At 53.9% G+C, this 25,095-nt stretch carries 22 protein-coding genes; 3 read left to right on the top strand and 19 right to left on the bottom strand.

What is annotated here, in order from left to right:
- Positions 1-89: 89 nt before the first annotated feature.
- The 9 genes from EYB31_RS23350 to EYB31_RS23310 form a co-directional block, all read right to left on the bottom strand.
- Entirely contained in the window at positions 90-1,109 is a 1,020-nt protein-coding gene (locus EYB31_RS23350) for an NAD-dependent epimerase/dehydratase family protein (protein WP_165452568.1), read from the bottom strand.
- A 144-nt stretch (positions 1,110-1,253) separates the two neighbouring features.
- Positions 1,254-1,619: a response regulator gene (locus EYB31_RS23345; RefSeq protein ID WP_131015829.1), complete on the bottom strand. Its 366-nt coding sequence runs from the start codon at positions 1,617-1,619 to the stop codon at positions 1,254-1,256.
- A gap of 22 nt (positions 1,620-1,641) precedes the next feature.
- Entirely contained in the window at positions 1,642-2,148 is a 507-nt protein-coding gene (locus EYB31_RS23340) for a chemotaxis protein CheX (protein WP_131015828.1), read from the bottom strand.
- 40 nt (positions 2,149-2,188) lie between these two features.
- Complete coding sequence (locus EYB31_RS23335; RefSeq protein WP_131015827.1) at positions 2,189-4,747, bottom strand: ATP-binding protein; 2,559 nt, start codon at positions 4,745-4,747, stop codon at positions 2,189-2,191.
- Positions 4,748-4,917: 170 nt separating this feature from the next.
- Positions 4,918-5,823 (bottom strand): hypothetical protein, encoded by a 906-nt coding sequence (locus EYB31_RS23330; RefSeq protein ID WP_131015826.1) that lies wholly within the window; start codon positions 5,821-5,823, stop codon positions 4,918-4,920.
- The gene (locus tag EYB31_RS23325) at positions 5,816-6,838 is read right to left on the bottom strand and encodes a zinc-binding alcohol dehydrogenase family protein (RefSeq protein ID WP_131015898.1); all 1,023 of its coding nucleotides are present in this window, start codon (positions 6,836-6,838) and stop codon (positions 5,816-5,818) included. Before EYB31_RS23325 ends, EYB31_RS23330 begins: the two co-directional genes overlap by 8 nt.
- 16 nt (positions 6,839-6,854) lie before the next feature.
- Positions 6,855-8,819 (bottom strand): YjhG/YagF family D-xylonate dehydratase, encoded by a 1,965-nt coding sequence (locus EYB31_RS23320; protein WP_420819467.1) that lies wholly within the window; start codon positions 8,817-8,819, stop codon positions 6,855-6,857.
- 182 nt (positions 8,820-9,001) lie between these two features.
- A complete protein-coding gene (locus EYB31_RS23315) occupies positions 9,002-10,051 on the bottom strand; it encodes a hypothetical protein (RefSeq protein ID WP_131015824.1) in 1,050 nt (349 codons plus the stop codon).
- Between the two features lie 510 nt (positions 10,052-10,561).
- Positions 10,562-10,783: a hypothetical protein gene (locus EYB31_RS23310; protein WP_131015823.1), complete on the bottom strand. Its 222-nt coding sequence runs from the start codon at positions 10,781-10,783 to the stop codon at positions 10,562-10,564.
- Here EYB31_RS23310 and EYB31_RS41290 point away from each other — a divergent pair.
- Positions 10,782-10,907 (top strand): hypothetical protein, encoded by a 126-nt coding sequence (locus EYB31_RS41290; protein ID WP_276322084.1) that lies wholly within the window; start codon positions 10,782-10,784, stop codon positions 10,905-10,907. The two genes, EYB31_RS23310 and EYB31_RS41290, sit on opposite strands and share 2 nt — an antisense overlap.
- On the opposite strand, the gene EYB31_RS23305 is transcribed toward EYB31_RS41290, so the two are convergent.
- The 4 genes from EYB31_RS23305 to EYB31_RS23290 all read right to left on the bottom strand — a co-directional run bounded on the left by EYB31_RS23305 (position 10,900) and on the right by EYB31_RS23290 (position 15,879).
- Complete coding sequence (locus tag EYB31_RS23305; RefSeq protein WP_131015822.1) at positions 10,900-12,084, bottom strand: TolB-like translocation protein; 1,185 nt, start codon at positions 12,082-12,084, stop codon at positions 10,900-10,902. The genes EYB31_RS41290 and EYB31_RS23305 overlap by 8 nt on opposite strands.
- A gap of 166 nt (positions 12,085-12,250) precedes the next feature.
- A complete protein-coding gene (locus EYB31_RS23300) occupies positions 12,251-13,129 on the bottom strand; it encodes a carbohydrate ABC transporter permease (RefSeq protein WP_131015821.1) in 879 nt (292 codons plus the stop codon).
- A 40-nt stretch (positions 13,130-13,169) separates the two neighbouring features.
- Positions 13,170-14,114, bottom strand: coding sequence for an ABC transporter permease (locus tag EYB31_RS23295; protein WP_131015820.1), 945 nt, complete (start codon positions 14,112-14,114; stop codon positions 13,170-13,172).
- Positions 14,115-14,202: 88 nt separating this feature from the next.
- Positions 14,203-15,879 (bottom strand): extracellular solute-binding protein, encoded by a 1,677-nt coding sequence (locus tag EYB31_RS23290; protein WP_131015819.1) that lies wholly within the window; start codon positions 15,877-15,879, stop codon positions 14,203-14,205.
- Between the two features lie 305 nt (positions 15,880-16,184).
- Between EYB31_RS23290 and EYB31_RS23285 the strand changes: the two genes are divergently transcribed.
- Positions 16,185-16,961 carry a helix-turn-helix domain-containing protein gene (locus EYB31_RS23285; protein ID WP_338119978.1) on the top strand — a complete coding sequence of 259 codons (777 nt, stop codon included), beginning with the start codon at positions 16,185-16,187 and terminating at the stop codon, positions 16,959-16,961.
- A gap of 230 nt (positions 16,962-17,191) precedes the next feature.
- Here the strand turns inward: EYB31_RS23285 and EYB31_RS23280 are convergent, their stop codons facing one another.
- The 6 genes from EYB31_RS23280 to EYB31_RS23255 form a co-directional block, all read right to left on the bottom strand.
- Positions 17,192-17,956, bottom strand: coding sequence for a MerR family transcriptional regulator (locus tag EYB31_RS23280; protein ID WP_131015817.1), 765 nt, complete (start codon positions 17,954-17,956; stop codon positions 17,192-17,194).
- A gap of 195 nt (positions 17,957-18,151) precedes the next feature.
- On the bottom strand, positions 18,152-18,910 hold the full coding sequence (locus EYB31_RS23275) for a DeoR/GlpR family DNA-binding transcription regulator (protein WP_131015816.1): 759 nt from the start codon (positions 18,908-18,910) through the stop codon (positions 18,152-18,154).
- A gap of 82 nt (positions 18,911-18,992) precedes the next feature.
- The gene (locus EYB31_RS23270) at positions 18,993-20,504 is read right to left on the bottom strand and encodes a rhamnulokinase (RefSeq protein WP_338119977.1); all 1,512 of its coding nucleotides are present in this window, start codon (positions 20,502-20,504) and stop codon (positions 18,993-18,995) included.
- Positions 20,501-21,721: an L-rhamnose isomerase gene (gene rhaI / locus EYB31_RS23265; protein WP_131015814.1), complete on the bottom strand. Its 1,221-nt coding sequence runs from the start codon at positions 21,719-21,721 to the stop codon at positions 20,501-20,503. The genes EYB31_RS23270 and rhaI overlap by 4 nt, the downstream gene beginning before the upstream one ends.
- Before the next feature lie 84 nt (positions 21,722-21,805).
- On the bottom strand, positions 21,806-22,195 hold the full coding sequence (locus EYB31_RS23260) for a sensory rhodopsin transducer (protein ID WP_131015813.1): 390 nt from the start codon (positions 22,193-22,195) through the stop codon (positions 21,806-21,808).
- A 98-nt stretch (positions 22,196-22,293) separates the two neighbouring features.
- Entirely contained in the window at positions 22,294-24,363 is a 2,070-nt protein-coding gene (locus tag EYB31_RS23255; protein ID WP_131015812.1) for a bifunctional aldolase/short-chain dehydrogenase, read from the bottom strand.
- A 182-nt stretch (positions 24,364-24,545) separates the two neighbouring features.
- Between EYB31_RS23255 and lepB the strand changes: the two genes are divergently transcribed.
- Positions 24,546-25,094, top strand: a complete 549-nt coding sequence (lepB, locus tag EYB31_RS23250; RefSeq protein WP_131015811.1) for a signal peptidase I — start codon at positions 24,546-24,548, stop codon at positions 25,092-25,094.
- Position 25,095 lies beyond the last annotated feature (1 nt).

Below are 25,095 nucleotides of genomic sequence, written 5' to 3'. Positions count from 1 at the left end.
AAAGGAATGGACGGCGCTTTCCCGCTGATCCATTCCTTTTTTCCGCTTCAGCTGTTTTGCGTCAAGAAGCCTTCCATTGGACAAACGTTCTACATTGGACCCAACTGCTGCAGTTGTCTTGTCCAATCGCCATGCAGCGCCGCCAAACGATCCTCCAGACGGTCCTTTGCTTCATCTACGGCATGCGCGTCGCGTTCATACCAGTCGACCATCATGTCCAAACCCGCTCTCAGCGATATTTCGGCTTTGAAGGAAGGGATGTCCCGCTTCACCTTGGTGTTGTCGAACAAACCGCAGTAGCTTTTTTCATAATATAAATGCGAGAATAAGTCGGGGTTGGCCGCCTTGAGCAGATCCGAGCTGATATGTACGATCTCGGGTTCGATGCCCAGCACTTCGCCAAACGCAGTATACAGATCCTGCCAAATATGAATCTCATCGCTTGTCGCATGATAAGCTTGGCCATATGTCATCTTGTTGCCGACGGCTCCGACAAACGCTTTGGCCAGATCGGGAGCAAACGTAAAACTCCAAGGCGTCGTTCCGTCTCCGAACATGACAAGCGGCTTGCGATTTTTAATCCGGTGCACGATATTGTAATTTTGTCTCAGCACGCCGACATTAGACGCGCCGATTCCGTAAGTAAGCGACGGTCTGATGATGGTTACCGGCACAATGCCTTCAGCGGCAACCTGCTGCAGATAACGCTCCATTTCCGCTTTACCGAAAGCATAGCCGAAACTTGGATCATCAAACAAATCTTCCGCATCCTCGCGGATCGGAACGGATTTATAGGGGCGTTTGTAAGCGGCGGAAGAGGAACAAAATATAATTTGCTGAACGGTATGCTGGAATGCGTTTACCGTAACACGCGCGTCTTGTGCATCAAAGCTGATCATATCGATGACCGCATCCACATCCAAGCTGCGGGCGATCGCAGTAAAACCTTCTGCATCGGACTTATCGCCGACAACGCTGGCTACGCTGTCGCCATAAGGCAACGGGCGTTTACCGCGGTTGAAGACGGAAACATCATGGCCTGCCTCCAAAAGGCGGACGACGATCTGGCTGCTGATAAGCCCGGTTCCTCCCAGTACAAGAACTTTCATGAGCAATTCCTCCATAGCTGCGGCATGACGGAGATCCGCCGCGGTTTTATGCAAACGTGAACAATCCTATTGTAGCGCAATTCGGGCGGCTGCTCAATCCCTATTAAAAACACAAAAGAGCGCGCATCCGCACGCTCTTGCCGCTTACTCTGAAGATGACACCTTCGTAATGATCTCCAGCATTTTCTCCGCTTCAAACGGCTTGACAATATACGATTTCGCACCATGTTTGATCGCTTCCAGCACCTGCTGCTTCTGCCCCATCGCGCTGACCATCACGACTTTCGCTTGCGGGAAAGACTTCACCAGCGACTGCAGAGCTTCAATGCCGTCCATATGGTTCATACTGATGTCCATCGTCACCAGGTCCGGCTTCAAATTAATGTAATGAGGAAGCACCTCGCGGCCATCCGCAGCTTCTGCGACGACCTCATGACCGCCACGTTCGAGAATGGTTCTGATGTTTTTACGCATGACCGACGAATCGTCAACTATCATTACTCTAGCCACATTTGCAACCTCCAGTTGTTTTTTAAGCGGGCCGGATCGCCAAAATGCTGGCAAGCTCCGCTTTGTTTTCGGCAGGAATATACAGCAATTGCAGCTTGCCGTAATCGGTGATATACGAGGCGTGCCGCATTTTGCTCCGGCATTTGCTGCGGATTTCAGCGTTCCGGGCAACAAGGGTCAGCGGCGTCCCCATATAAACGCCTTGGATTTCGCATTCCGTCAGCGCATTGCCTGCAATCACGTTTGTGATTTCGGCAACGACCTCTGTCGCATATTGGTCCGCTTCTTCATCGGTAATGGCATCCAGCATATACCTCTTGGCTAACTCACGAGCCAAACCTTCCTCCAAGGTAAACAGGAAGCCGCCCGTGATGCCTCCATTCATCTGGACAAAAGCAGTCACATCCTGCAAGAACAAAACTTCGCCCGCCTCCGCCGTCTCGGCTTCCTGCTTAAGGATGCCCAGCCGGTGAAAATATTGAACCGCCGCCCTGGAAGCCGCCTCAAAGAAGCCATTTTCCTGCTGCATGGGTTATCACGCCTTTATGTGCTTTTTTGATGTGATGTTATTAAGCATGGGGCACTGTGATCGTAAATGTCGTTCCCGCTCCAGCCGTCGTCTGCACCTTCACCGTTCCCCCGCATTTTTCGGCCTCCGCTTTAACCGCAGAAAGGCCGATTCCCCGCCCCGACCATTCCGTAACTTCGCCTGAAGTAGACAGCTGCTCGGCAAACACGAGCTGGGCGATATCCTCTTCGCTTAAGAGCGGCGCAAGTTCGGGGGCCTTTAATAATCCGACTTCCAACGCTCTCTTGAAAACGGCATCCAGATCGATGCCGCGCCCGTCGTCGGACACCGAAATGACAACCCCGCTCTCCGAGCGTTCGGCGGAAATACAGACGGAAGCATATTCATCTTTGCCTGCAGCGAATCTTTCCTCCGGCGTCTCAATGCCGTGGGATACGATATTCCGCACAATATGAACCAGCGAGTCGGTGATGCCGTGCAGCCGGTCGGGGTCGACGGGAAGATCGCTGCCGCGCAACTCCGGCGGGTGCAGCAGCAGGCCGTTCCTGTCGGCCAATTCGTGCAAGTAAGCCGGATAATGGCGAATCAGCGTTTTGATCGGCTTATACCGCCATTGTTTGATCTGGCTCATCCATTCTTGATTGGCTTCCGACGTGAAGCTGCTTTCCAGCCGGCACACCAAATCATCCCACTGTACTTTGGTCAGCTTGACGTCGAATATTTGTCCTAAATGGCTGAACGTTTCGCCCAGCGCTTCCTGCAGCACCTGCATGTCCTGCGCCATCCACTCCGTCTCGCGCAGGCACCGGATCAGCTCCGATACATCGGTTTCGGTGGGCTCTTTGCCATTTTGCAGCTCGAACATCAGCCGCGATTCCAACTCGTGCAGCAAAGCGACGGTATGGGTAAATTGCAGGTAACCGAAGTTCCCTTTAAAAGTATGTATGTTTTTGTACAACCTGAACATTTTGTCGCGGGCGGACCCGCGGGTGGCGGCCAGCTCGGGCAGCTCATGGCGCAAGAAAGCCTCGAAGCTTTGCGTAATATGCGCAAAATCCTCTTCATGCGTCACGGTGTGTACGACCAATTTTAACCGGGCGCGTTCGCGCTCCATCTGGTTTTCCAGCTTGCGTGTTTCCGTAATGTCGGTAAGCATGACCATCAAAATGTCTTCGTCGGCGTTTTGTCCGTCCGCTTGAACGATGGATAACCGCACTGGCTTGTATTCGACTTTGACATATAATCCGGCGACAACGATTTCTTCCGGCAGCAAAGAGAAAATCAGTTCTTTTTTAAGCCGGTCGCGTTCCTGAAAATAGTCCTTCATAATACATTCCATCAGCTTGCGCTCTTTGGGGTCGCCGGGATAAAACAGCTCGGGAAGTTCGATTCCCGCGATGCTTTTATTAAAAATTCGCGTGCATTCCACGCTGTATTCCCCAAGCGCCTTCAAATCGGAGCCGACAGACATGAAGCCCTGCTTGGCGTTATCTAACAGATTGCGTATCTCGGCGGTGCGTCTTTGAACGGTCCGTTCCAGCGTCTGATTCCATTCCTTGATGCGATGTATGGCCGTCACAATCTGCGCTTCCGCCTGCTGTACATGCTTTGGAACCGGAGTGATCTCTTTGCCGGCCGCCACTTCCTCCATCATTGCGGTGAAATGCCTCAGCGGCAAAAAAATCCTCTGACGCAGCAAAGTGATCACCAGCAGAACAAGCAGCAGCATAATGCCTAAAGAATAAAACCCCAGCTCCCGCAGTCCGGCGGCCGCTTCAGACCAAGACCGGCTCGGCAGCTCGGTGTAAATCACCCCGATCGGTTCGCCGGACATATCGAGAAGCGGGGCGATTGTGTTGGACACGTATGCCGGTCCGCGCTGTTCCAGCCGGAACTGTTCCGGCGATTCGCCGGATACCGCAGCCAAATAACTCTCGAGCCGTTCTTGTTCGATCCCGTCCGACGACGCCAAAAATTGGCCGTTCGTTAAAAGCACGGCGATGTCCGTCTGCAGCGTATCTTTTAAACCAAGAAAGTTGTCGTTGGTCAGCAATCTGCCGGTAATGAGCAATCCGGCGGGATCGCCTTCTCCTTTATCGCCGGTCACTTGCGAAACCGCGATCACCGCAATCCCCTTAGAGGTATTCACGAGTCCGGCAAATTTCTTCTCTTTCTCGAACCTCTGCATGATCACGGGAAATTGAATCACATCTTGAAATTCACGGACGTCTCCCGCTTGAGCGAGCACCTTGCCATTCAGATCGGTTTCCGCCACAAAATCGACGTTTGGCACCACGTCGGGCATATCGCTAATATTTTTATCCAGCCATTCCTTGTCGCCGCTTAATATCGCCTGCCGGTTATCCTCCCAATACCCGTTCGTGATCGTCACGCCCAGGATGGAGTCGCCCAGCTTGACGACTGATTTTTGCGCGGTGTGGTTGGCCAGCACCGACTTTTCCCGTTCGATTTTCTCCCATTCCGCAAGCTCATGCCGGTAAAAAAACACCGAAATAGCGGCCAACGGCAGCACAATCAGCAGCATCACCCAAACAAGCAGCTCGGTCATAAAAGACCTGCTTTTGCGGGTTTTGATCATATGAGGTTCCTCCTGCGAGATTTGGCGTTGTCTACATCCAGCCGCCAAGTGATAAATACGTGCGTGATATTCATCACAATCGATTTTATGTTACCTCATATGATCCGCCCTGAACATTAGGCAAAGCGAGACTTTATAAAAATTTTGTAGAAAATTTAGATAAAATGGCGTTATGCCTGAAACCGCGCCGGCCATTCCATCTTCGGATGAAAATTATAATGGATTGCCTGAATAAACATGACGGCGTTAGCCCAACGGGTTTTGAAAAACAGCGGTTTTCTGTCCAGACGTTCGACCGGGTCGACACATACGGAAAAATCCGTGTACTGCTCCCACGAACCGGCAAAACCGGACGGCCACAGCTTTTTAAGCGGATGTTCGGGTTTCCGGCCCCCGTTTTTCACCTGCTCATAAGTATCGCCCAACCATTCAAGAATCGTTTGTCCGGTGAGCGGCACCCGCATATGCTCCCAACCGTGCAGCAGCGAGCCGTGTTTGCCCCATTCGATGCGGATTACGGCCCGGCCCCCGTTCTGGTTGGCCTCTTCCACACCGCTTTCCGACGACAGCACTCGGGAGTGGAACCAGCAGAGCACCCCGGTAACGGACTCGCTCGCCGGATCATAGCTGATCCATACTTCCTCGTGATCGCAAGGCTCATGATCGTCCGGGAAATCGTAATCGTCTTCCCAAAACAGATGATAGCCAATAATCGGCAATTCAGGGTGGTGAATGGCGACAATATCCTTCAGCGGGAACGGCTCGTCAGCTTGGGTCAGAAGCACCGGGCAAAACCGTTTCATCAGCCGGATGTCGTCTTCGGTGACCGGCAGCGGCGGGTCTTGCTCAAGCACCTGCGAGTAAGCTTCCCCCGCTTTACGCAAGTACCCGTCGAGATGGTGGCATTCTCCGAGACGCGACTTATACAGCACATGCTCCGGCTCCGCTTTGGCCAGAAGCTCCAGCAGCCCGGCCGCCAATCGCGCATATTCCGCCGTTGTCACCCGGCCGTCGTGCATCGCATGTTCCAATGCCTCATTATATTGGCGGTACTCTTTCAGAAACGTATTAATCATTGCCAATCTCCACCATCGCTTTGATAACGCCTGTCTCCGGTTTCAGCCATGCGTCGTATACCCCGATCATCTGTTCAAAGGACGATTTATGCGTAATGAACCGGTCCGTATCGACATGGCCTCCGCGGATGCTGTCGATCACCTGCTCGAAGTTGCGCCGGGTCGCATTGCGGCTGCTCATTAAGGTGAGCTCCTTGCGATGGAATTCAGGGTCGTTAAACGTAATGTCGGATTTGACCAAACCGACAAAAACAATGCGGCCGCCGTTTGCGGCATATTGGAACGAAGCTTCCATCGATTTGGCGTTGCCCGTTGCATCCAGCACCGCTGTGGGCATATCGCCGCCGGTAATCTCCGCGATATGCCGCAGCGGGTCGTTGCCGACATTGACGGTATAATCCGCCGGCGCCCATGACTTGCAGAAGGCGAGCCGCTCTTCATTAATATCCATGGCAATGACTTTGGCGCCGGCCAGTTTGGCATATTTCATCGCGCCAAGCCCAATCGGACCTGCGCCGATCACAAGCGCGAATTCATCCTGGCGCAAAGCGGCACGTTCGACGGCATGAGCGCCGATGCACAGGCATTCCACCACTGCCGCCTGATCCAAACTAAGCCCGTCGGCTTTAATCAGATGATCGACAGGCATGACATAATATTCCTGCATGCCGCCGTCGCAATGAACGCCAAGCGTAAGCAGCGAGGTGCAGCAATTCGTCCTGCCGCTCCGGCAGGCGATGCACTTTCCGCATTCCAAATAAGGCATGACGGTCACCCGGTCGCCCAAAGCAAACCCGCTTGTCTCCGGACCAAGGCCGGCAATTTCTCCCGACAACTCGTGACCCAAAATACGCGGGTAAGTAAAAAACGGCTGGTTGCCTCTGTAGGCATGCAAATCGGTACCGCAAATACCGATCCTGCGTATTTTAATGAGCGCTTCTCCTGCAGCCGGCACGGGGGTTTCCGTTTCTTTCAGCACAAACCTGTACGGCTCTTCGCAAACGATTGTTTTCATAGCTGCTCCGCCTTTCTCATCCATTGGATTGTTTGGCTGCGAGCGCTTGCTTGCCCGCTTCCAGCACTTCGATGATTTTATCGACGTCGTAGGTACTGCCACCCCATGTGCCTCCGCTAACCGCTTGCAGCGCAGCCCATAACCTGGTGTCGTCGGGCAGCTGCGGGTCGGGAGCGGCCGCCGGATGCAATGAGCGGCCGGCAAGAATGGCTGCGCCTTCCTCCGGCGTAAACGTCGTTCCGTCGCAACCGACAAAATGGAGATGTCCCTCCAGCCGATTGCGGTCAATCAACACGTCGATCACATCGCCGTCGCGCAGCTTGCCGATCGGACCTCCCGCCAGCGCCTCCGGCCCGACATGACCGATGCATGCGCCCGTCGAGACTCCGGAAAAACGCGCATCGGTAATCAGCGTGACGTATTTGCCGAAAGGCAGATGCTTTAATGCCGAGGTAAGCTGGTACGTTTCTTCCATTCCCGTTCCCGACGGCCCGCGGCCGATCAGCACCATGATGTCGCCTTTGTCAATCTTCCCTTGCTTGATCGCCGCAATAGCCGCCTTCTCCGACGTAAACACTTTGGCAGCGCCTTGATGTCTGTATATCCCGTCCTCGCCGACTACGCTCGGATCAATGGAGGTCGACTTGATGACCGATCCTTCGGGAGCGATATTCCCCGTTGGGAATGTCACCGTCGAAGTAAGGCCTCTTTGCCTCGCTTTCTCAGGGTTCATAATGACGTCGTCGGGATCTACTCCGTCGGCTTCCAAGAGCCTTTGGCGCACAAGCTGCCGGCGTTCGGACGTTTCCCACCAATCCAGCACGGTATCCAGCTTTTCGCCTGTGACGGTCAATACGCTGCCGTCCAGAACGCCAAGCCTGCGCAGATGCAGCATCACTTCCGGCACGCCGCCGGCCAAGAACACCCGAATCGTCGGATGGTACACCGGACCGTTCGGCAGCACGCTGACAAGGCGCGGCACGTCCCGGTTGATCTTGATCCAGTCCTGCACCGTCGGCACGGCCAGCTTGGCCGCATGGGCAACGGCGGGGATGTGCAGCAGCAAATTCGTCGACCCGCCAAATGCGGCGTGAACCGCCATCGCATTGCGGATCGCGGCGTCGGTCAAAATGTCGCGCATCCGGATGCCGCGCGCTTCCATCGCGATCGCGGCGCGGGCGGACTGGCGCGCTACCTCGTCCCACACCGGCTGGCCCGAAGGCGCCAGCGCCGAATGCGGCACGCTGATGCCAAGCGCTTCGGCTACCACCTGCGACGTTGCCGCGGTGCCCAGGAACTGGCAGCCGCCGCCCGGCGTTGCGCAAGCCCGGCAGCCGAGGCTGGCCGCTTCCTCCAGCGTAATTTCCGATGCGGCGTAACGCGCTCCGATCGTTTGTATTTTCCCTGCATCCTCCCCGTCCTCCGGAGGTAAGGTGACACCGCCGGGCACAAGCACGCAAGGCAAATCATGCATGGCCGCCAAAGCGAGCATCATCGCCGGAACGCCCTTGTCGCAGGTCGCCACACCGAGAACCGCCTTGCGGGTCGGAAGCGAGCGAATCAGCCTGCGGAATACAATGGCTGCGTCGTTACGGTACGGAAGGGAATCAAACATGCCCGTCGTGCCTTGAGAACGGCCGTCGCAAGGGTCGCTGACAAATCCGGCGAACGGCACCCCGCCCATGCTGCGGATTTCCTCTGCAGCCGCTTTCATCAGCAGGCCTACCTCCCAATGGCCGGTATGGTATCCAAGAGCTACCGGCGTCCCATCCTCGGAGCGGATGCCGCCCTGGGTGCTGAGGATCAAAACCTGCTTCCCGTTTAATCGTTCCGGGCTCCAGCCCATGCCGACATTTTGGGATAAACCGAAAAGATCGCCGCTAGGCGCATGAAGCAGCATGTCCGGCGTTAGCGGCAGCGATCCTGACGGACCTTGCGCTTTTGTGGCAATATGATAAAGCTCGTTTTTGCCGATTCCCATTACTGCGTCAAGAGAAGCGCTCATCGTATTTCCTCCTGTTTGCTCATGTAAACCGAATCGTTTCTTAAGATCAATTCGACAAGAGGGAAACATTTCCTCCCTGGAAGGCAAACGGTTTCATCGCTTTAAACGCAAAAACACCGCCTGCAAACAGCAAGCGGTGCGTGTCTAACGGAAGTTTATTATTTGCCGGAAGCGGTGATTGCCGAGATAATGTCTTGCAGCGCCTGCTTTTCGAAAGCAGCGCGGTCATTGACGCCATTTAATCCGCTGCCGCTTTGCAAGTCGGTTTCCCACATAGTGAGAACCCGCTGCGCCAGTTCAGTGGCAGGGGTATGCAGAATTTGCGCCAAACTGCCTCCGTTGCGGTAAGCATCGATAACATCGATATAATCGAGATCGCCGTTGTCGGTTACCATAAATGCGCTGGATACGATCGATTGCAGCTTATTGTTCAAAAAATCTTCCGTTGCCATAGCCGAATCGTCGTAGCTTCCGCCCGGCGCTTGCACAGCGGCGGTAATGGCGCTTCTGGCCTGATCTTTCAGGTCGTCGCCTTCGCTTGCGGTAAGCACGTTTGCCTGAACTGCATCATCGATTTTTTGCGTCACAGGCACCAGCAATTCATTGATGAACGCCGACTCGTTAATGCCAGCCGCTGCAGCGAGCCCCATGCCGCCATCCAAATCGTTAATGAAATCTTCATATTCTCTGGATGAATTGCCGAAAGCTGCGGCTTTAACTCCGGACAAATACTGCTTCATAAACGTGCTGTAGTTAAAAACGTCCGAAGTCTGGAATCCTTTGTACCCGGAAGCACCAATCGCCTTACGAATTTCGGCGTTCAAATCCAATTGAAGTTTGTTCGCCTGATCAGCGGAAATGATGTAATCGTTGGAAGCGTCCGTAATGGATTGTCTGGCCAAATCAATTAAGTTTTGCGCCAGTACTTCGGTGCTGACTCCGGATGCTTGCGCAAGCGATTCTCCGCCAGCTATTCTTTGGCTGATGTATTCCATATCCTGGTCAGCAATGGTTGCCGTATTGGCTACGATGTATTTCATCCAGTCGGCAATAAACTGCTGTTCGTTAAGAGCTGTCTTTACCTTTATGTAGGCAGGCCAATCATCATCCGCAAACGCCTTTGGCGTTAATGCTGCAGCGCCGCTAAAAAGCAATGCCGCGGAAAGTACCCCGACCATCCATTTTTTACTGTTTTTGTTTCTTCTCATTTTTCTCCACTCCTCACAGTTTTACTTCACAAGTGAACATTTCTCATGCGAAATATTTCTACACGAAATATACCACTTTCAGCTGAAAATTAAAATAGTGTAAATATGAACATTATATGAACAACCGCCGGCGACCCCCTTAAAATTTTGGGATAAAGAGTAACCGTCAGGAAAAATCACGAGGCCGCTGAAAAAGTAGCGAAGTGAGCGATATTATTCTGGAGAAGCGCCAGCGTTCGCTTTTGTCTCCGAATTTCACCCGCCATGAGCGGGTATAATCTAAGAAATTCGGAGACAATTGGCGATCGGAGGAATAATTTGCTCATACAGCGTTCGCTTTTTCAGTGGCCTCAAAAATCACCCTGACGGTTCTTTTTGGTACTATGAGTTACTCTTGCGCGTGGGATGGGGATGGGGACGGGGAGTACCCCAGGAGATATTTAATTTCAAAAAAAACAGGCCCCCCACTATGCCATAGTGTGGTGACCTGCTCATATCATCGAAGTATCCCTACTCCATTAACGCTTCACGGAGCTTGGTCGACATGCTGCCGCTTTTGTTCCGTGCCCGAAGCCGTCCCAGCTCCGCTTTCAAACGGATGTTTTCGGCCGAAAGCCGCTCGACTTCTTGAATCATGTTTGCCGCTTCGTCATTCAGTGCCCCGGCAGCGGCAATCAGCCGCTTCAAGCTGTCCGCCAGCCCTTCACCGGGCGGGCGCGATTGTTCTTCCATGCCTTATCCTCCGGCAGATGCCGGCCGGGCGGCGATTGTTCATGCCGCAGCGGCGCACCTGCTGCCATTTCTCATTTTGCCTTTATTGTACAGGTTTGAGGACGGCAAGTTCAAGCTTATTTAAACACGCCGCTGATATCGGCAAAATACATATGCCTCCGTCCCTCATGCGTCGAATCAAACGAGATGCCCGTGCCTGCGCGGTTCCAGCGCGGATGCAGGTCGCAGCGGTGATCGCCTTTTGCCCCCGGATCGGAGTAAAACGAGCCAAGCTTGATGCCTTTGCGCCCCGCCAAATCATATACATACAAGTGCCTGTAGCTTTGATTGTCGGGGTAGCTGTCATAAAGCAGCAGCTGCCGGTCCGGGGAATAACTGCAGTGCCCGTCCTCGCGGAAAAACGGCTCGTCGATGCTGTTCACCTCATAGGTTTTATCTTTCAGCACGTACAGCTGACTGCCGCGGGTCGAGCCCTCCGCCCCCCTGGAATAAATCACCACATGCTGCGGATCGCGCCAATGGTAATGCGAGGCGTGATTGTAGTCGGACAGCAGGAACAGATCCGAACCGTCGCTATTTGCGGTAAGCACGGCCGTTTTCCAGTGCCCCCCTGCCTGCGGAAAATTCCGCGCGAGCAGCAGAAACCGGCTGCCGTCCGTATTAAAGTTGATATGATTGATCATTAATTTTTGCGGCGTACCGGCGAAAGCGTCTTTGGTAAAATGCCAAATATCCGCCAGCGACAGCACCAGCTCGTTTTTTCCCGTGGCCAGCTCGATGCGGTAAACTCCGTCTTCCTCGGGGTAGGGGTTGTCATAAAACGGGTCGCGGATGCCGGCATACCCGTAGCCGGGGCGGAAATCGAACATCCGGCTGAAATTGACGCTGAGCGCGTATTTACCGGTCGGATCGACGTTGACGACAGGCCGCGAAAGCAGCCGCTGTTCCTTGGTGTGCACATTCATGACTACGCCTTGGAACTCTCCGCCGCTGCGTGTATTGAAAATAATTTCATCGTTTGGAGCCAGCGGGTGCCACTGCAGCATCGCTCCCTGCTGAAAATTCCATGCGTGCGTCTGCGCAAGCGGAATGTAGCTTTTCGTCAGCATATCGATCATGCCCAGCCCGGCCTCATCCGTCTCCTCCTGCAGCCGGTTCCAGAAAGCCGTTTTATGGCATAGGTGGTACCGGTCGTCGCCGCTCCAGGCGGGATTGTCGTAATACCCGTAAAAATAGTGCCCGTCTTCACCCGTAAGTTTTTCCACCCGCACCTTGAGATCCATTTCCTGCTGCCGTTCCATACCCTCACAACCTCCATTAATCGTAATTTTTTCGATTTTATAATGATGCCGGACCGGCGGAATTCGCCTCGTCTGCACTAAATCGCTGCACCCGAAACTAATTCCACTGTCCGAAACTTGTTAACAGCTTAAACGGCGTAATATCCGGCTCTTCCTCACATACGTGTTATTCCTTTAACGCGCCGATGAGTACGCCTTTGACAAAAAAACGCTGCACAAACGGAAACACAAGCAGCAAAGGCGCAATCGCCACAACCATAATCGCAAATTTCAGCGTTAACGCAACAAGCACACGCTCATCTGTAACATCGCCCATCATATCGGTATTCTGATCGAGAATAAGCATTTCTCTCAGGAACACCTGCAGCGGATACAGGTCCCTCTGGCGAATATAAATCAGCGCGTTAAAATAAGCGTTCCAGTGCCCGGATCCATAAAACAGCGCGATAACGGCAATAATCGGCCGCGACAAGGGCAGCGCGATTTTCGTAAAAAAGGTGAACTCCCCGGCCCCATCCACTTCGGCGGCATCGCGCAGCTCCTGCGGTATGTTCGTTTCCAGAAATGTGCGTGTAATCAGCAGGTTCCAGGTCGTTACAGCCCCGGAAACGATCAACGCCCACCTCGTATCGAGCATGCCCAGCGTTTTGACGACCAAATACGTCGGAATCATGCCCCCATTAAAGAACAGTGTGATAACGATAAAAAACAGCACCACTCGTCTCCCGGCCAGCTCCTGCCGGGATAATGCGTAAGCCGCCAACAGCGTCACCGTTACGTTCAGCGCCGTGCCGCACACGGTGTAGATGATGCTGTTATAGTAGCCAAGCCATATTTTGCTGGTGGAAAGCAGTAGCTTGTAGGCCGTCAGCGTGAATTTGACGGGATACAGCAGCAGCGGGTTTTCGATAACCGAGGCCGGATCGCTGAACGATGCCGATATGATGTAATAAAATGGGTACAGAAATACGAGCGAAGCAACCGCGAGCACGGCATAAATAGCGATGTCCGCCCCGTTACGGCCGCTTTTTGCACGTTCAATCATGTCCCGTCCTCCTTCCGTATATGTGCCGGGAATACGCTTGTCACCATAAGGAATAGCCGCTGAGACGGCGGGCAAGCTGGTTAAATCCGATAATCAGCGCAAAGGTAATGGCCGAGTTAAACAAACCGACGGCGGCGGCGAAACTGTACTGCTGATCGATCAGACCCGAACGGTATACGTAGGTGCTTAGTACGTCCGCCGTTTCGTAGGTCGCCGAGTTATACAGCAGGAACACCTTCTCGAATCCGACGTCCATCACCCGGCCGAGGTCGAGCAGCAAAATCGTAATGACGGTTGGCTTGATGCCGGGCAAGCTGATATGCCACACCTTCTGCCAGCGGTTGGCCCCGTCCATATCGGCTGCTTCATACAAGCTGGGGCTGATGCTAGTAAGCGCCGCAAAATAAATAATCGAACTCCAACCCACCGTTTGCCATACGCCGGAAGAAATATACACGGTGCGGAACCAACCCGGCTCACGCAGAAAGTCGATTTTCGCTCCACCGAAAAATGTGATGATTCCGTTGATCAGCCCCGTGGAAGGGGAAGTGAACATCACAATCAATCCGGCCACAACAACCGTGGAAATAAAATGCGGCAAATAACTGATCGACTGAACCAGCGAGCGAAACTTCCGGTGCTTCACTTCGTGCAGCAGCAGTGCAAATACAATCGGCACGGTAAAGCCAAACACGATGCTGTACAGCCCGATCAGAAACGTATTGCGGATCAGCCGGTAAAAATAAATCGATTCGAAAAACTTTTGGAAATGCTTGAGGCCGACCCACGGACTTTCCAGCATGCCGCGAAACGGGTTGTAGTCCTGAAAGGCGATCAGCGTCCCGTACATCGGCGCGTAATGAAACAATATATAATACAAGGCGGCCGGCGCCAAAAAAATATACAATACGATATTGCGCTTCGCTTTGCCGCGCAGCCATGTGCTGCTCTTGCGTTTGGCTGAGATTGCTGCGGTTGCTTCCAAGCTCGCTCCCTCCTTTCGCTTGACGGCCGGGGTGGGCGAAACGCTGACGAACTGCTGCCGCCCTCGCCCCAGCCGTACTAAAGCACGGTTATTTTTTGTTTAACACGGCGATATAACGTTCGTAAGCTTTTCCGTAAAGCTCGCCAAGCCGGTCCGAGCCGATTTTTTTCAGCCCTTGCTGGAAGGCGTCGTATTCAGCGAACGGCTTTTTGCCGCGGATAAACGCATTCATATTTTCGTCCACGAACGTATTGATATCGCGCTGCAGCGCCTGCACCTCGCTTAATTCCTCAGGGGTAAAATGCAGCGCCGGAACTTTCTTTTTGCCGGCATATTGGGTGGCGAGCTGGTTGCCCTTTTTCCCTTCGTCGCTTAAGGTGGCGAGATAATGCTCGGGAATTTGCGCCGAAGGCCAGCCGCTGACATAACCGACATACGTGTTCAAATAACCGAGAATGTCAAGTTTTGGATCCGTAGTCACTTTATTCGTATACGTCGGTACGCCGTCTTTCATTGTATACGTGTCGCCTTCCACCCCGAAATAAAGCAGCATGGCGCCATCTTTCGAATAAAAATAGTCCATCAGCTTGGTCAGCTCGACCGCATTTTTCGTCGTGCTGGAGATCGATACGCCGCGTCCCGGGTCGATTTCGTTATGCCGGCCAAGAATGTTGCGCTCCCCTGTCGGTCCTTTTGGCGGAGCCAGCGCGATAATGCCGGGATTTTTGCCTGCAGCTTGCAGCATTTTGTTGTATTTGGTCAAGTACCCCGCATTCGAGCCGTAAATGAACCCGGACAACTCCTGCATGATGCGGCCGTCGCGCACGTCGGCTTTCATCTTTTCATATTCGGGATCCAGCAGCCCTTCGCTGTACAGCTTGTTTAAATACTGCAAAGCGTCCTTATAACGCGGATCGGTCGGCCCGTATTTGATTTTGCCGTCCTCAACGAAAAAGTCGTCCGTGCTGTTCGGCCCGCGGCTGCCCACGCCAAACGCCCAAATGATCGGGTTCGGATTGTCGGTAAACGGAATTTCGTCCGGTTTGCCGTTGCCGTTTGCATCTTTCTCCTTAAACGCTTTCAAAACCTGGTACAGCTCGTCGGTCGTCTCCGGCGACTTCATGCCCACCTTCTGCAGCCAATCGCCGCGGATCATAAATCCGGCAAACGCCTGTGTGCGAGAATCGAGCAGCAGCCGCGGGAAAAAATAAATGTGACCGTCGGGGGCGGTAATTTGCCCCTTCACCGCCGGATTGGCGTCAAGCAGCTTTTGCAGATTCGGCGCATTTTTCTTGATCAAATCCTCGAGCGGCTGCACCGCTCCTTGTCTGCCGTACTGATCGGCGAGCAGCGGATCGATATGGCCGATGATGTCGGGAAGTTTGCCTGAGGCCATGATGAGGCCAAGCTGCTGCTTGTAATCGTCCGCACCCGGGGCGGCCGTCGTATCCCATTTCACAGTAATGTTTGTCCGTTTGGCGATTTCCTTCCACATGATCTGGTCGCTGTAGCTGGACACGCCTTCTGAACCGGTAGCCGGTATAAAATCGGTCCAGCCGGTGACAGTCAGCGGTTTGTCCGAGATTTTGCCGTCTGCGGCGGGGGCGGCCGCCGGAGCGGCCGTTGATGTGGAAGCAGGCGCTGCGGAATCCTTCGGTTTATCCGGAACGTTGCTTCCTGCGGCATTATCCGACGAGCATCCCGCCGCGACGGAAGCAGCGGCAAGCAGCATGGAGACGATCAGAACAGACGATTTTTTTGACATAAACACCCTCCCAAAAGTTTTTTACGAAACAACTTCCCCTTCAGTGATTTTTAGGCACAACGAAAGACAGCGCTTACAAATAAGGTTGCGAATCGCCTCCTTTGACCGCTTTCCGATTTCATTTTGTAGGTTCTCTTATATTTATGCGAATGCCCGAATGAAGTAACAATTTGATTATATTAAGTTAAACGGTATCCAACCATTGACAATCGAATCAACTTTTTGTATATTCTGCTCATTATTAGGCACTTGGCCAAACGAAGCAACGGGAGGAGATTCCGATCGAAAAGGACAGCAGTTACCTAGTGTTCGGTTTGCCGGAACCGTATGAGGAAGTGAATTTTTACAACCGCCGGGAGCTTTGGAGCATGGACGAGCATAATCATCCGTATTTCCAATTTATTTACGTCATCAGCGGCGTGCTGCTGTTTCGTATCGGCGGTGAAGAGTATTCGCTCAAGCGGGGCCATCTGTGCATCATTCCCCCCGGTCAATATCATTCGCTTGGCTCGCTCACCGGCTATTACCAGATGGGCATCAACATGCAGCAGAAAAAAGACCCGCGAGGCATGATCGCTTTGCTCGAAGACTACATCCAGGACTTCACGGTGCTGGAACTTAACGAGCTGCTGGAGCAACTGCCCGCGCTGGAGAAGGAATGCAAGGAACTGACCAAGCTGGCCAAAATCAAAGCCGCCAACATGCTGGATACGCTTGTAGCTTCTTGCGCGGAAAAAGCGGTCAACGGCACCGAAGTTAATTTTAAAAACCAGCTGCTGACGTATTTAAACAAGCATTTAAGTATGCGGGTCACATTAAGTGAGGTGGCCAAAGAACTCAGCGTCAGCCAGTCGCATCTGGAAAGGCTGGTCAAAAAAGAATTCGGCTGCGGCGTCATCGAGCTGTTCAACCAGCTCAGAATCGGCAAGGCATGTTCGCTGCTCAGCAATTCCACCGACAGCATCGAGACGATTGCGGAGCATCTCGGCTTTTACGATACGTCGCATTTTTCCCATTATTTCAAGCAGAAAATCAACATGAATCCGACCCAATACAGGAAACATAAAAATTGGACGAAATAACGTCTCCGAAAAAGAGCCCTACTCCGGCTGGAGGCCATTGAAAAAGTGAACGCTGCATGAGCGAATCATGCTTACGATCCCCAATTGTCCCCGAAGTTCTTGAAAATATCTGTTTGCGGCGGTGAAATTCGGGAACAAAAGCGAACGCTGGCGCTTCTCCAGCATGATTTCGCTCACTCCGCCACTTTTTCAGCGGCCTACTCCGTACGGCTCTTTATCAACTTTTTCGCTTACCCCTTAATCCCCGTATAAACGCAAATCGCATCCCGCAAAAACTCCGCCGTCCCCGGCTGATCGGCATCGTAATACGCCTTAAACCGCTCATCGTCGACATACATTTGCGCAAGACCCGCATGGGCTTCTTTGCTGTATTCGCTCCAATAGCAGATCAGCCACCGCTTGTGCAAATCAGCCGCCTGCTGCGCCAGCCGGCCTGCCGGATCGCCGTCCTGAAAAGCCGCGGCTAAAGCCGCCTTCACTTCCTCAGCGAGCCGGGCCGCTTCTTCGTATTGCGTTTCCGTCATGTTTTTCAGCTTATGGTTCGAACTGTCGATGGTTTCATCTCCGTATTTCTCGCGTATTTCTTTACCGTATTTGGCTTCGTTTTCGTCAATCAACGATTGCTTGAACCCTGCAAATTTCTCTTGATCGCTCATATCGATTCTCCCTTCATTAGCCGCTATCGTTTTGTCCACATTGGCAATTAACGCATCAAGCTGCTTGCGTTTGTCAAGAAGCTGCTCCCGGTGCTGCTTCAGCGTCTGCTGCGCATGAAATGCAGGTGAATTCACAATCTCCTTGACCGTTTCTAGACCAACGCCCAGCTCTCTGTAAAAGAGAATTTGCTGCAGCTTGTCGACTTCCTCCCGGCCATAGATCCGGTACCCCGACGAATTGATCCTTGCCGGATTCAACAAGCCGATTTCGTCGTAATAACGCAGCGTTCTGGTGCTGATTCCGGCCAGATGCGCCAGCTTCTGCACGGTATATTCCATCTGCCCGCCTCCTTCGGATTTAATGTACTCCTTTACGCAACGTGAAGGTCAACTGGTATCCGCTTAGTATTTTTTGGCGTGCGGATTATGATTCCTCGGGGACGCTGTACCTCAATCCAATTGAAAAAAAGGAAGCCGGCGCCGGGTACTCCCGGTCCAACTTCCTTTCATGTAACGATGCTGTTTAGCGCATGTTCACGCTTGAATAATATTCACCGCATTGTCGCGCAGCCGCTGCAGCACCGATTCGTCGGCAGCCGCATCGGTGATCAAGCTGCCGATCCGGTCCCAACCCGCAACCTGCGCAAACGACTGCTGGCCGAATTTGCTGAAATCGGCCAGCACATACGTGTGATCGGCGATTTCCACCATTTTTTGCTTTACCAGCGCCGTTTGTTCGTTGGCCTCGCTGATGCCTCGTTCTCCGTGCAGCCCCGTGCACGAAATAAACGCCTTGTCGACATGGTACGTGCTAAGCGATCTTTCGGTGAGCGGACCCACAAACGAAAGCGACCGCGGCGACAGCTGGCCCCCGGTGGAAATGACCTTCACATGTTCCTTGCCGCTGAGCTCCAAGGAAACTTTAATCGAATTGGTCAGCACGGTCAGCGGAAAATCCGGCATGATCTGCGCCATATACCAAGCTGTCGTGCTGGCGTCAAGAATGATCCGCTCTTTCTCCCGGATATGCCCGATCGCCAGTTGGGCGATTTTCCGCTTCTGCTCGGCGTTGGTCGTCTCCCGTTCCGGGTAAGGCACCTCCGGCGCATCGTCTTTGACGCTCACCGCTCCGCCATGGCTGCGCAGCAGCTTGCCTTCGTTCTCCAGCTTATCCAGATCGCGGCGGATCGTTTCCTCCGTCACCTGAAATATGTCGCTAAGCTCCGTCACCCTGCTACTACCCCGTTCATTGACGAGCTGCACGATTTTTTGCCATCTTTCCGCTGCCAACATGCAATTGTTTCCCCGCTTTCCCGCTCATTCATTTTTAGACCATTTTACAACAAGAGGGGCTTATTGCGCCAGACTCGCCGGCTTAGACCTCCTGCGAATAGCCAAATGCCGCGCAAAAACGCGAGTACGCCGTCTCCCAAATGTCCGGCTGCGCCGGCGTGTACGTTTCCGGCGGGAACGACTGCCGCAAAATGCGGCGCCCTTCCTGCACGTCCGCAATAACACCCAGCGCAATAAACTGCACGATCAGGTTGCCAAGCGCGCTGCCTTCGGCAGGCCCTGCCCATACCGGGCGGTTAATCGCGTCTGCCGTAAACTGGCAGAGCAGCCGGTTATGCATGCCGCCGCCTACAAGATGCAGGCCGCCGAACGTTTTGCCGGCCAGTGCTTCCGTCCGCTCCAGCACAAGCCGGTACTTCAGCGCCAGGCTTTCCAGTATGCAGCGGATCAGCTGGCAGTCGGTTTCCGGGACAGGCTGGCCGGCAGCCGCGCAGTAGCTGCGGATCGCATCCGGCATATTCGCGGGATGCAGGAAAGCATCGTCGTCCGGATCGATCAGCGAGCGGAACGGCTCGGCTTCCGCCGCTTCGTCCACCAGCCCGGCAAACGACTTGGCGTTTCCGGCTTTGTCGAACGCCCGCTTGCATTCCTGCACAAGCCAGAGGCCCATAATATTTTTGAGCAGCCGGTATGTGCCGTAAGCGCCGCCTTCATTTGTGAAATTCCAGTCGAGCGCCTGCTTGCCCAGCACCGGCCGGTCCAGCTCGGTGCCCAGCAGCGACCACGTGCCGCAGCTGAGGTAAGCGAAATCGCCGCCCTCCGCGGGCACGGCAATCACTGCCGAGGCGGTGTCGTGCTCGGCTACCGCAACAACCGGAATCGGGCCAACACTGAGCTCCGCGGCGATATCTTCCGTCAGCTCGCCGACCATTGTTCCCGGCTGCACCGGCGTGAGGAACATCGCTTCCGAAAGCCCCAGCTTGCGCAGCAGATCGCTATCCCACGTCTTTTGCTCGGCGCTGGCGAGCTGCGTCGTCGATGCGTTCGTCCACTCGCTGTGACGCCGGCCGGTCAGGAAATAACGCAGCAGATCGGGAATCATCAGCAGATGGTCGGCCTGCTTTAGGGCGAGGCTATCCCGCTTCTTCAGCGCCGCCAGCTGGTAAATCGTATTAAACGGCAGAAACTGAATGCCCGTGCTGGCAAAAATCGTGTTTTTGCCGAGTTCGCCGGACACGGCCTCCATCGACCCGTCCCACTCCGGGTTGCGGTAGTGATACGGATTGCCGAGAAGCTCGCCGTCCGGGCCGATCAGCCCGAAGTCTACCGCCCATGAATCGATGCCCAAACTGCCGATGTCACGATATCCGCTTAGCGCCGCGCGCGAGATGCCTGTTTTGATCTCGTGAAACAAACGCAAAATATCCCAGTAAAGCCGCCCGCCGACCCGCACCGGGTCGTTCGGGAAGCGGTGAACTTCGTCTACGGTAAGCTCGGGCAGCCCGCCGCCCGGCTTTTCCGTCAGCTTGCCGACAACCGCCCTGCCGCTGCTGGCTCCCAGATCGAAAGAAAGCGCGACCGTCGTCCGGCTCACCAGCTGGCACCTCCCTTGCCGCGGGACAAGATGCTTTCGCCGTAACCGCTTTGCAAATATGCTTTCATCGGATCCGCCGGCAAGCCCGCTTCTTCGCGGAGCGCCAGCAGCAGCGGCGCAACGTCCTGCTCGTAAGCCTCGCGAACCGCCTGCTCAGCTCCCAGCACATCCTGCTTGCTTTGCGCCTCGCGCACCTCTTCGTGATTGACCAGCAGCGCTTTCGCATATTGCGTATGCACGTTCAGCACCGAACGGATCATCGCCGGAATTTTCGGCTCGATCGCATGGCTTTGGTCAATCATGTAAGCGATATTGTCCGCCGTCTTCCGCACGCCGGCATCGGCATCTAGGGAAGCGTCGAGAATTTGATAAAAGATCAGGAACAGCTCATACGGATTGTGCGCGCCGACAATCAGATCGTCATCGGCATATTTGCGGCTGTTGAAATGGAAGCCGCCGAGCTTTTGCTCATCCAGCAAATAAGCGACGATATGCTCAACGTTGGTGCCCTGCGCGTGGTGGCCGGTATCGACCAGCACTTCGGCCTGCGGCCCCAACTTATTGGCCATATTAAACGCCATGCCCCAATCGGCCAAATCCGTATGATAAAACGCCGGCTCAAAAAATTTATATTCAATCAGCATCCGCATATTCGGCGTCATCGCGTTGTACATTTCGGTAAGCGCTTCCTGCATCCAGCCCTTCCGTTTGCGGATATCCGCTTGGCCCGGATAGTTCGTGCCGTCGGCAAACCACAAGCTGAGCGCTTCGGAACCAACCGTTTTGGCGATATCCACGCATTCCAGCAGATGATCGGTCGCCTTGCGCCGCACGGCGGGATCGGAGTTGCAGACGCTCCCGAATATGTACTCGTCCTCTTGGAACAAGTTCGGGTTCACCGCGCCGATCGACAGGCCTAGCTCCGCTGCATGCTGCTTCAGCTTATCGTAATCTTCCACTTTATCCCACGGAATATGAATCGCTACGGAAGGGCACAAGCCGGTCAGCTTGTGAACTTGCGCCGCATCCTCGAATTTTTCGAACGGATTGCGGGGAATGCCCGTCTGCTTGAACACTTTAAACCGTGTGCCGGAATCTCCGTACCCCCACGAAGGAGTTTCGATCTTAAGCGCCTTCAATTTATCCTTTACCTTGCCCAGATCAATACCTCTGTCACGCTGGCGTTCCTCAAATAATGCATAAGCGCGATCGTTCATATGCAGTTCACCCTTCCTTTACGTTTGCAAGATTGGTATTGATACCGTGTCAGCCACACGGGAGCTCGTCGTTTTATGATGAATCTATGATTGCAGCGGATAAGCCATGACCGACATCAGCGCATTGGCCGGCTGCGTGGAATCAAGCCGGCTGTATTGCACGATGACCGGAATGCTGCTCTCCACTTCCATCGCGTAAGGAACGCCCTTCGGAATCGCTTCGCCGTCCCGCTGCAGCAGCGCCGTGCGGAGATGCTGGGTGCGCCGTCCGGGCACAATCGCCGGAATCCGTTCAATCGGCGCCCGGTCTTCAAAAAACACGGTGATCGCAAGCTGCGCATCCTCATCGCTTGTGTTCAGCACGCAGATGGATTCGTGGCTTTCCAGCGATCCGGAGCTTTCCGGCGGAATGTATCCGTCGGGAATAAACCATACATGGGAACCTCTGGCTTGATGAGACGATTGTTCGGACATTTCGCTTGCCTCCCTGATTCTAAAGTTCCGTATTTAAGGGACGGTTGTCCCGCGGCGCATCCGCGGACGCGGGCCTCACCATCCGACGCAACGGTGTATTATCTTGTAAACGCGGCGGGTACGCCTCCGTCTACGGTAATCATGCAGCCAGTCGTTTTGCTCGACTTGGAGGAAGCGAGGAAAGCGATCGATTCGGCGATGTCCTGCGGGAAAATGTTGACCAGCAGCGTCGTGCGCTTGCGGTAGTATTCCTCCAGCTGATCCGGCTCGATGCCATACGCCGCGGCGCGTTCGTTGCGCCAGCTCGAATTCCAAATTTGCGAGCCTTGCAAAATCGCGTCAGGCAGCACCGAGTTGACGCGGATGCCGTATTGGCCGCCTTCGGCCGCAATACAGCGGGCGAGATGTATCTCAGCGGCTTTCGCCGTACTGTAGGCCGACGCATTTTTCCCGGCATATACCGAGTTTTTCGAGCCGACAAATACCATATTACCGCCGATGCCCTGCAGTTTCATCGATTTGAACGCTTCGCGGGCAACGAGGAAATAACCGGTAGCCAGCACGCCCATATTGAGATTCCACTCTTTCAGCGATGTGTCCTCAAACGGGCTGGAGGTGGCAAGTCCCGCATTGTTGACAGCGATATCGAGGCCGCCGTAAGCGAGCACGGTATCCTGCAGCGCGGCGATCACTTCCTCTTCTTTGGTCACATCCATCTTCACCGCGGTGACACGGCCTTCGCCAAAAGTAGCGTTTAGTTCTTCGGCCAGCTTCTGCGCGCCTTCCAGATTCAAATCGGCGATCACCACATGAGCGCCTTCCTTCAGCAATCTGCGGCAGGTTGCGCTGCCGATGCCGCCTGCGCCGCCGGTGATAAATGCAACCTGGCGAGAAAATTCCGCTTCGGCCGGTGCCAACGTCAGCTTGTAAAGCTCCAGCGGCCAATATTCCACGTTATAGGATTCATTTTCGCTGAGTGAAACAAACTTGCCAAGCGACGTAGCGCCGCGCATAACGGCGATTGCGCGGTGGTAGAGCGCGCCGCTGACCTTTGACATGCTCCAGCTTTTACCGGTGTTCAGCATGCCGACACCCGGAATCAGAATAACTCGCGGCGCCGCTTCAAACATCGTGTCGCCTTCGTTTTTGTTGCGTTCGAAATAAGCACGGTATTCGTTTTTATAAGCTTCAATTCCTTCTTGCAGTGCCGCAATCAACGTTTCTACGTTTTGAGTGGAAGGATCCCAATTGATAAATAGCGGCTTCATCTTGGTATGCACGAGATGGTCGGGACATGCCGCGCCAACCTGCGACAGCTCGGCCGCCTGCTCGCCGCCTACAAATTGCAGCACATCGTCCGCATCGTCGAACGTAACGAGCATCCGCTTGCCGTCGCTGACCGCTCCGCGGACTACCGGCATCACCTGGGCTGCGATATCACGGCGTGTCTGTGCATCCAGCGCCGCATATTTGCTGCCGCCGTAAAGCGCCGCTTCATTCACACGCGCTGCGATAAAATCTTCCGCTTCCTGAATGATCGCAAGCGTCTTCAAATAACTTTCGTGTGACGTTTCGCCCCAAGTGACAAGCCCGTGTTTCTCCATCAGCACCAGTTCGGCTTTCGGATTGCTGAGCACGCCTTGCGCAATCAGCTTGGACAATGTGAAGCCAGGACGGACATAAGGCACCCATACAAACCGGTCGCCGTAAATTTCCTTCGCCAGCTCTTTGCCATTGTCCGCGCAGCACAAGCTGATGATCGCATCCGGATGCGTATGATCGACATGTTTGAACGGCAGGAAGGCATGCAGCAGCGTTTCGATCGAAGCGCGCGGATGTTTGCCGTCGATCATGCAGTTCGATAAATAAGCGACCATTTCCTCATCGCTCATCGCTTCGCGTTCGAACAACGGGCGAATGTCTTCCATGCGCAGCGCCGTGAAATTGCCCGCCTTCATCGTAGCCAGGTCGGAGCCGCTGCCTTTGACCCACATAACCTCAACTTCGCGGCCGCGGAAATCCGTTTCCGTCGTCTTCATCGACGTATTGCCGCCGCCCCAGTTCGCTACCGAACGATCCGTGCCGAGCAGATTGGAGCGGTAAACCAGTTCGCCGAGCCCTTTGCCGGCTTGTTCCGCCTTACTTGAATCCCATAAATTTGCAACCATGTCCGTTTCCTCCCGAAATCGATGTGATTCATCTGTGTATGTTCGCCCTCATTGTATCATATGTCCGTTTATTTTTGTATATGTTTTTTTATGTCTGTTTATCTGTTTTTTTATCAATGTCCGGTTTATGGTACAATAGACAAGATTACATGACGAGATCACATTCGGAGAGGATGCTGCGCATGAAGCTGCTTAAGCAATTATGGAGCTGGACCGGGACGTTTTTGGTAGCTCTTGTTTTTGCTCTGCTGATCGGTATATTTATCATTCAGCCCTACAAGGTGGACGGCCATTCGATGGACCCGACCTTATACGATAAGGAAAGGATGTATGTTTCTAAGCTGCCGCACACCTTCTCTTATATGCCGGATTACGGCGATATTGTCATCATCGACAGCAGGGTTGACCGAACACGCACGTTTAAAGACGACATTTTGGAAAATCCGTTGTTTCAGCTGATCGTCAACACGACGGACCGCGCTTTTTTTGTCAAAAGAGTGATCGGCAAGCCGGGGGATACGCTGGAATTTAAAAATCATAAAGTGTACCGGAACGGCCAAGCGCTGGACGAGCCATATCTGAACGAACAGATGAATTACGAATCCACCCAGAAATGGGTCGTGCCGGAAGGCCATGTTTTCGTGATGGGCGACAACCGCAATCATAGCGAGGACAGCCGTATGATCGGCTACATTCCGCTTGACCACGTCATCGGCAAAAAAATATTTTAAA

It is taken from the genome of Paenibacillus thalictri (assembly GCF_004307995.1).
Lineage (GTDB): Bacteria > Bacillota > Bacilli > Paenibacillales > NBRC-103111 > Paenibacillus_AF > Paenibacillus_AF thalictri.
The sequence above is the reverse complement of the archived record's forward strand: the minus strand, read 5'-3'. Positions and strand labels throughout refer to the sequence as shown.

What these genes read in the sequence shown, in the direction of transcription:
- EYB31_RS41290 (WP_276322084.1), top strand. Translation starts at nt 10,782, where the DNA reads ATGCCTTATCCTCCGGCAGATGCCGGCCGGGCGGCGATTGTTCATGCC.
- EYB31_RS23290 (WP_131015819.1), bottom strand. Translation starts at nt 15,879, where the DNA reads ATGTCAAAAAAATCGTCTGTTCTGATCGTCTCCATGCTGCTTGCCGCT.
- EYB31_RS23255 (WP_131015812.1), bottom strand. Translation starts at nt 24,363, where the DNA reads ATGGTTGCAAATTTATGGGATTCAAGTAAGGCGGAACAAGCCGGCAAA.
- EYB31_RS23300 (WP_131015821.1), bottom strand. Translation starts at nt 13,129, where the DNA reads ATGATTGAACGTGCAAAAAGCGGCCGTAACGGGGCGGACATCGCTATT.
- EYB31_RS23340 (WP_131015828.1), bottom strand. Translation starts at nt 2,148, where the DNA reads ATGCAGCAGGAAAATGGCTTCTTTGAGGCGGCTTCCAGGGCGGCGGTT.
- EYB31_RS23320 (WP_420819467.1), bottom strand. Translation starts at nt 8,819, where the DNA reads ATGGGAATCGGCAAAAACGAGCTTTATCATATTGCCACAAAAGCGCAA.
- EYB31_RS23315 (WP_131015824.1), bottom strand. Translation starts at nt 10,051, where the DNA reads ATGAGAAGAAACAAAAACAGTAAAAAATGGATGGTCGGGGTACTTTCC.
- EYB31_RS23305 (WP_131015822.1), bottom strand. Translation starts at nt 12,084, where the DNA reads ATGGAACGGCAGCAGGAAATGGATCTCAAGGTGCGGGTGGAAAAACTT.
- EYB31_RS23330 (WP_131015826.1), bottom strand. Translation starts at nt 5,823, where the DNA reads ATGATTAATACGTTTCTGAAAGAGTACCGCCAATATAATGAGGCATTG.
- EYB31_RS23350 (WP_165452568.1), bottom strand. Translation starts at nt 1,109, where the DNA reads ATGAAAGTTCTTGTACTGGGAGGAACCGGGCTTATCAGCAGCCAGATC.
- EYB31_RS23310 (WP_131015823.1), bottom strand. Translation starts at nt 10,783, where the DNA reads ATGGAAGAACAATCGCGCCCGCCCGGTGAAGGGCTGGCGGACAGCTTG.
- EYB31_RS23325 (WP_131015898.1), bottom strand. Translation starts at nt 6,838, where the DNA reads ATGAAAACAATCGTTTGCGAAGAGCCGTACAGGTTTGTGCTGAAAGAA.
- EYB31_RS23275 (WP_131015816.1), bottom strand. Translation starts at nt 18,910, where the DNA reads ATGTTGGCAGCGGAAAGATGGCAAAAAATCGTGCAGCTCGTCAATGAA.
- lepB (WP_131015811.1), top strand. Translation starts at nt 24,546, where the DNA reads ATGAAGCTGCTTAAGCAATTATGGAGCTGGACCGGGACGTTTTTGGTA.
- EYB31_RS23335 (WP_131015827.1), bottom strand. Translation starts at nt 4,747, where the DNA reads ATGATCAAAACCCGCAAAAGCAGGTCTTTTATGACCGAGCTGCTTGTT.
- EYB31_RS23280 (WP_131015817.1), bottom strand. Translation starts at nt 17,956, where the DNA reads ATGGAATATACCGTGCAGAAGCTGGCGCATCTGGCCGGAATCAGCACC.
- EYB31_RS23260 (WP_131015813.1), bottom strand. Translation starts at nt 22,195, where the DNA reads ATGTCCGAACAATCGTCTCATCAAGCCAGAGGTTCCCATGTATGGTTT.
- rhaI (WP_131015814.1), bottom strand. Translation starts at nt 21,721, where the DNA reads ATGAACGATCGCGCTTATGCATTATTTGAGGAACGCCAGCGTGACAGA.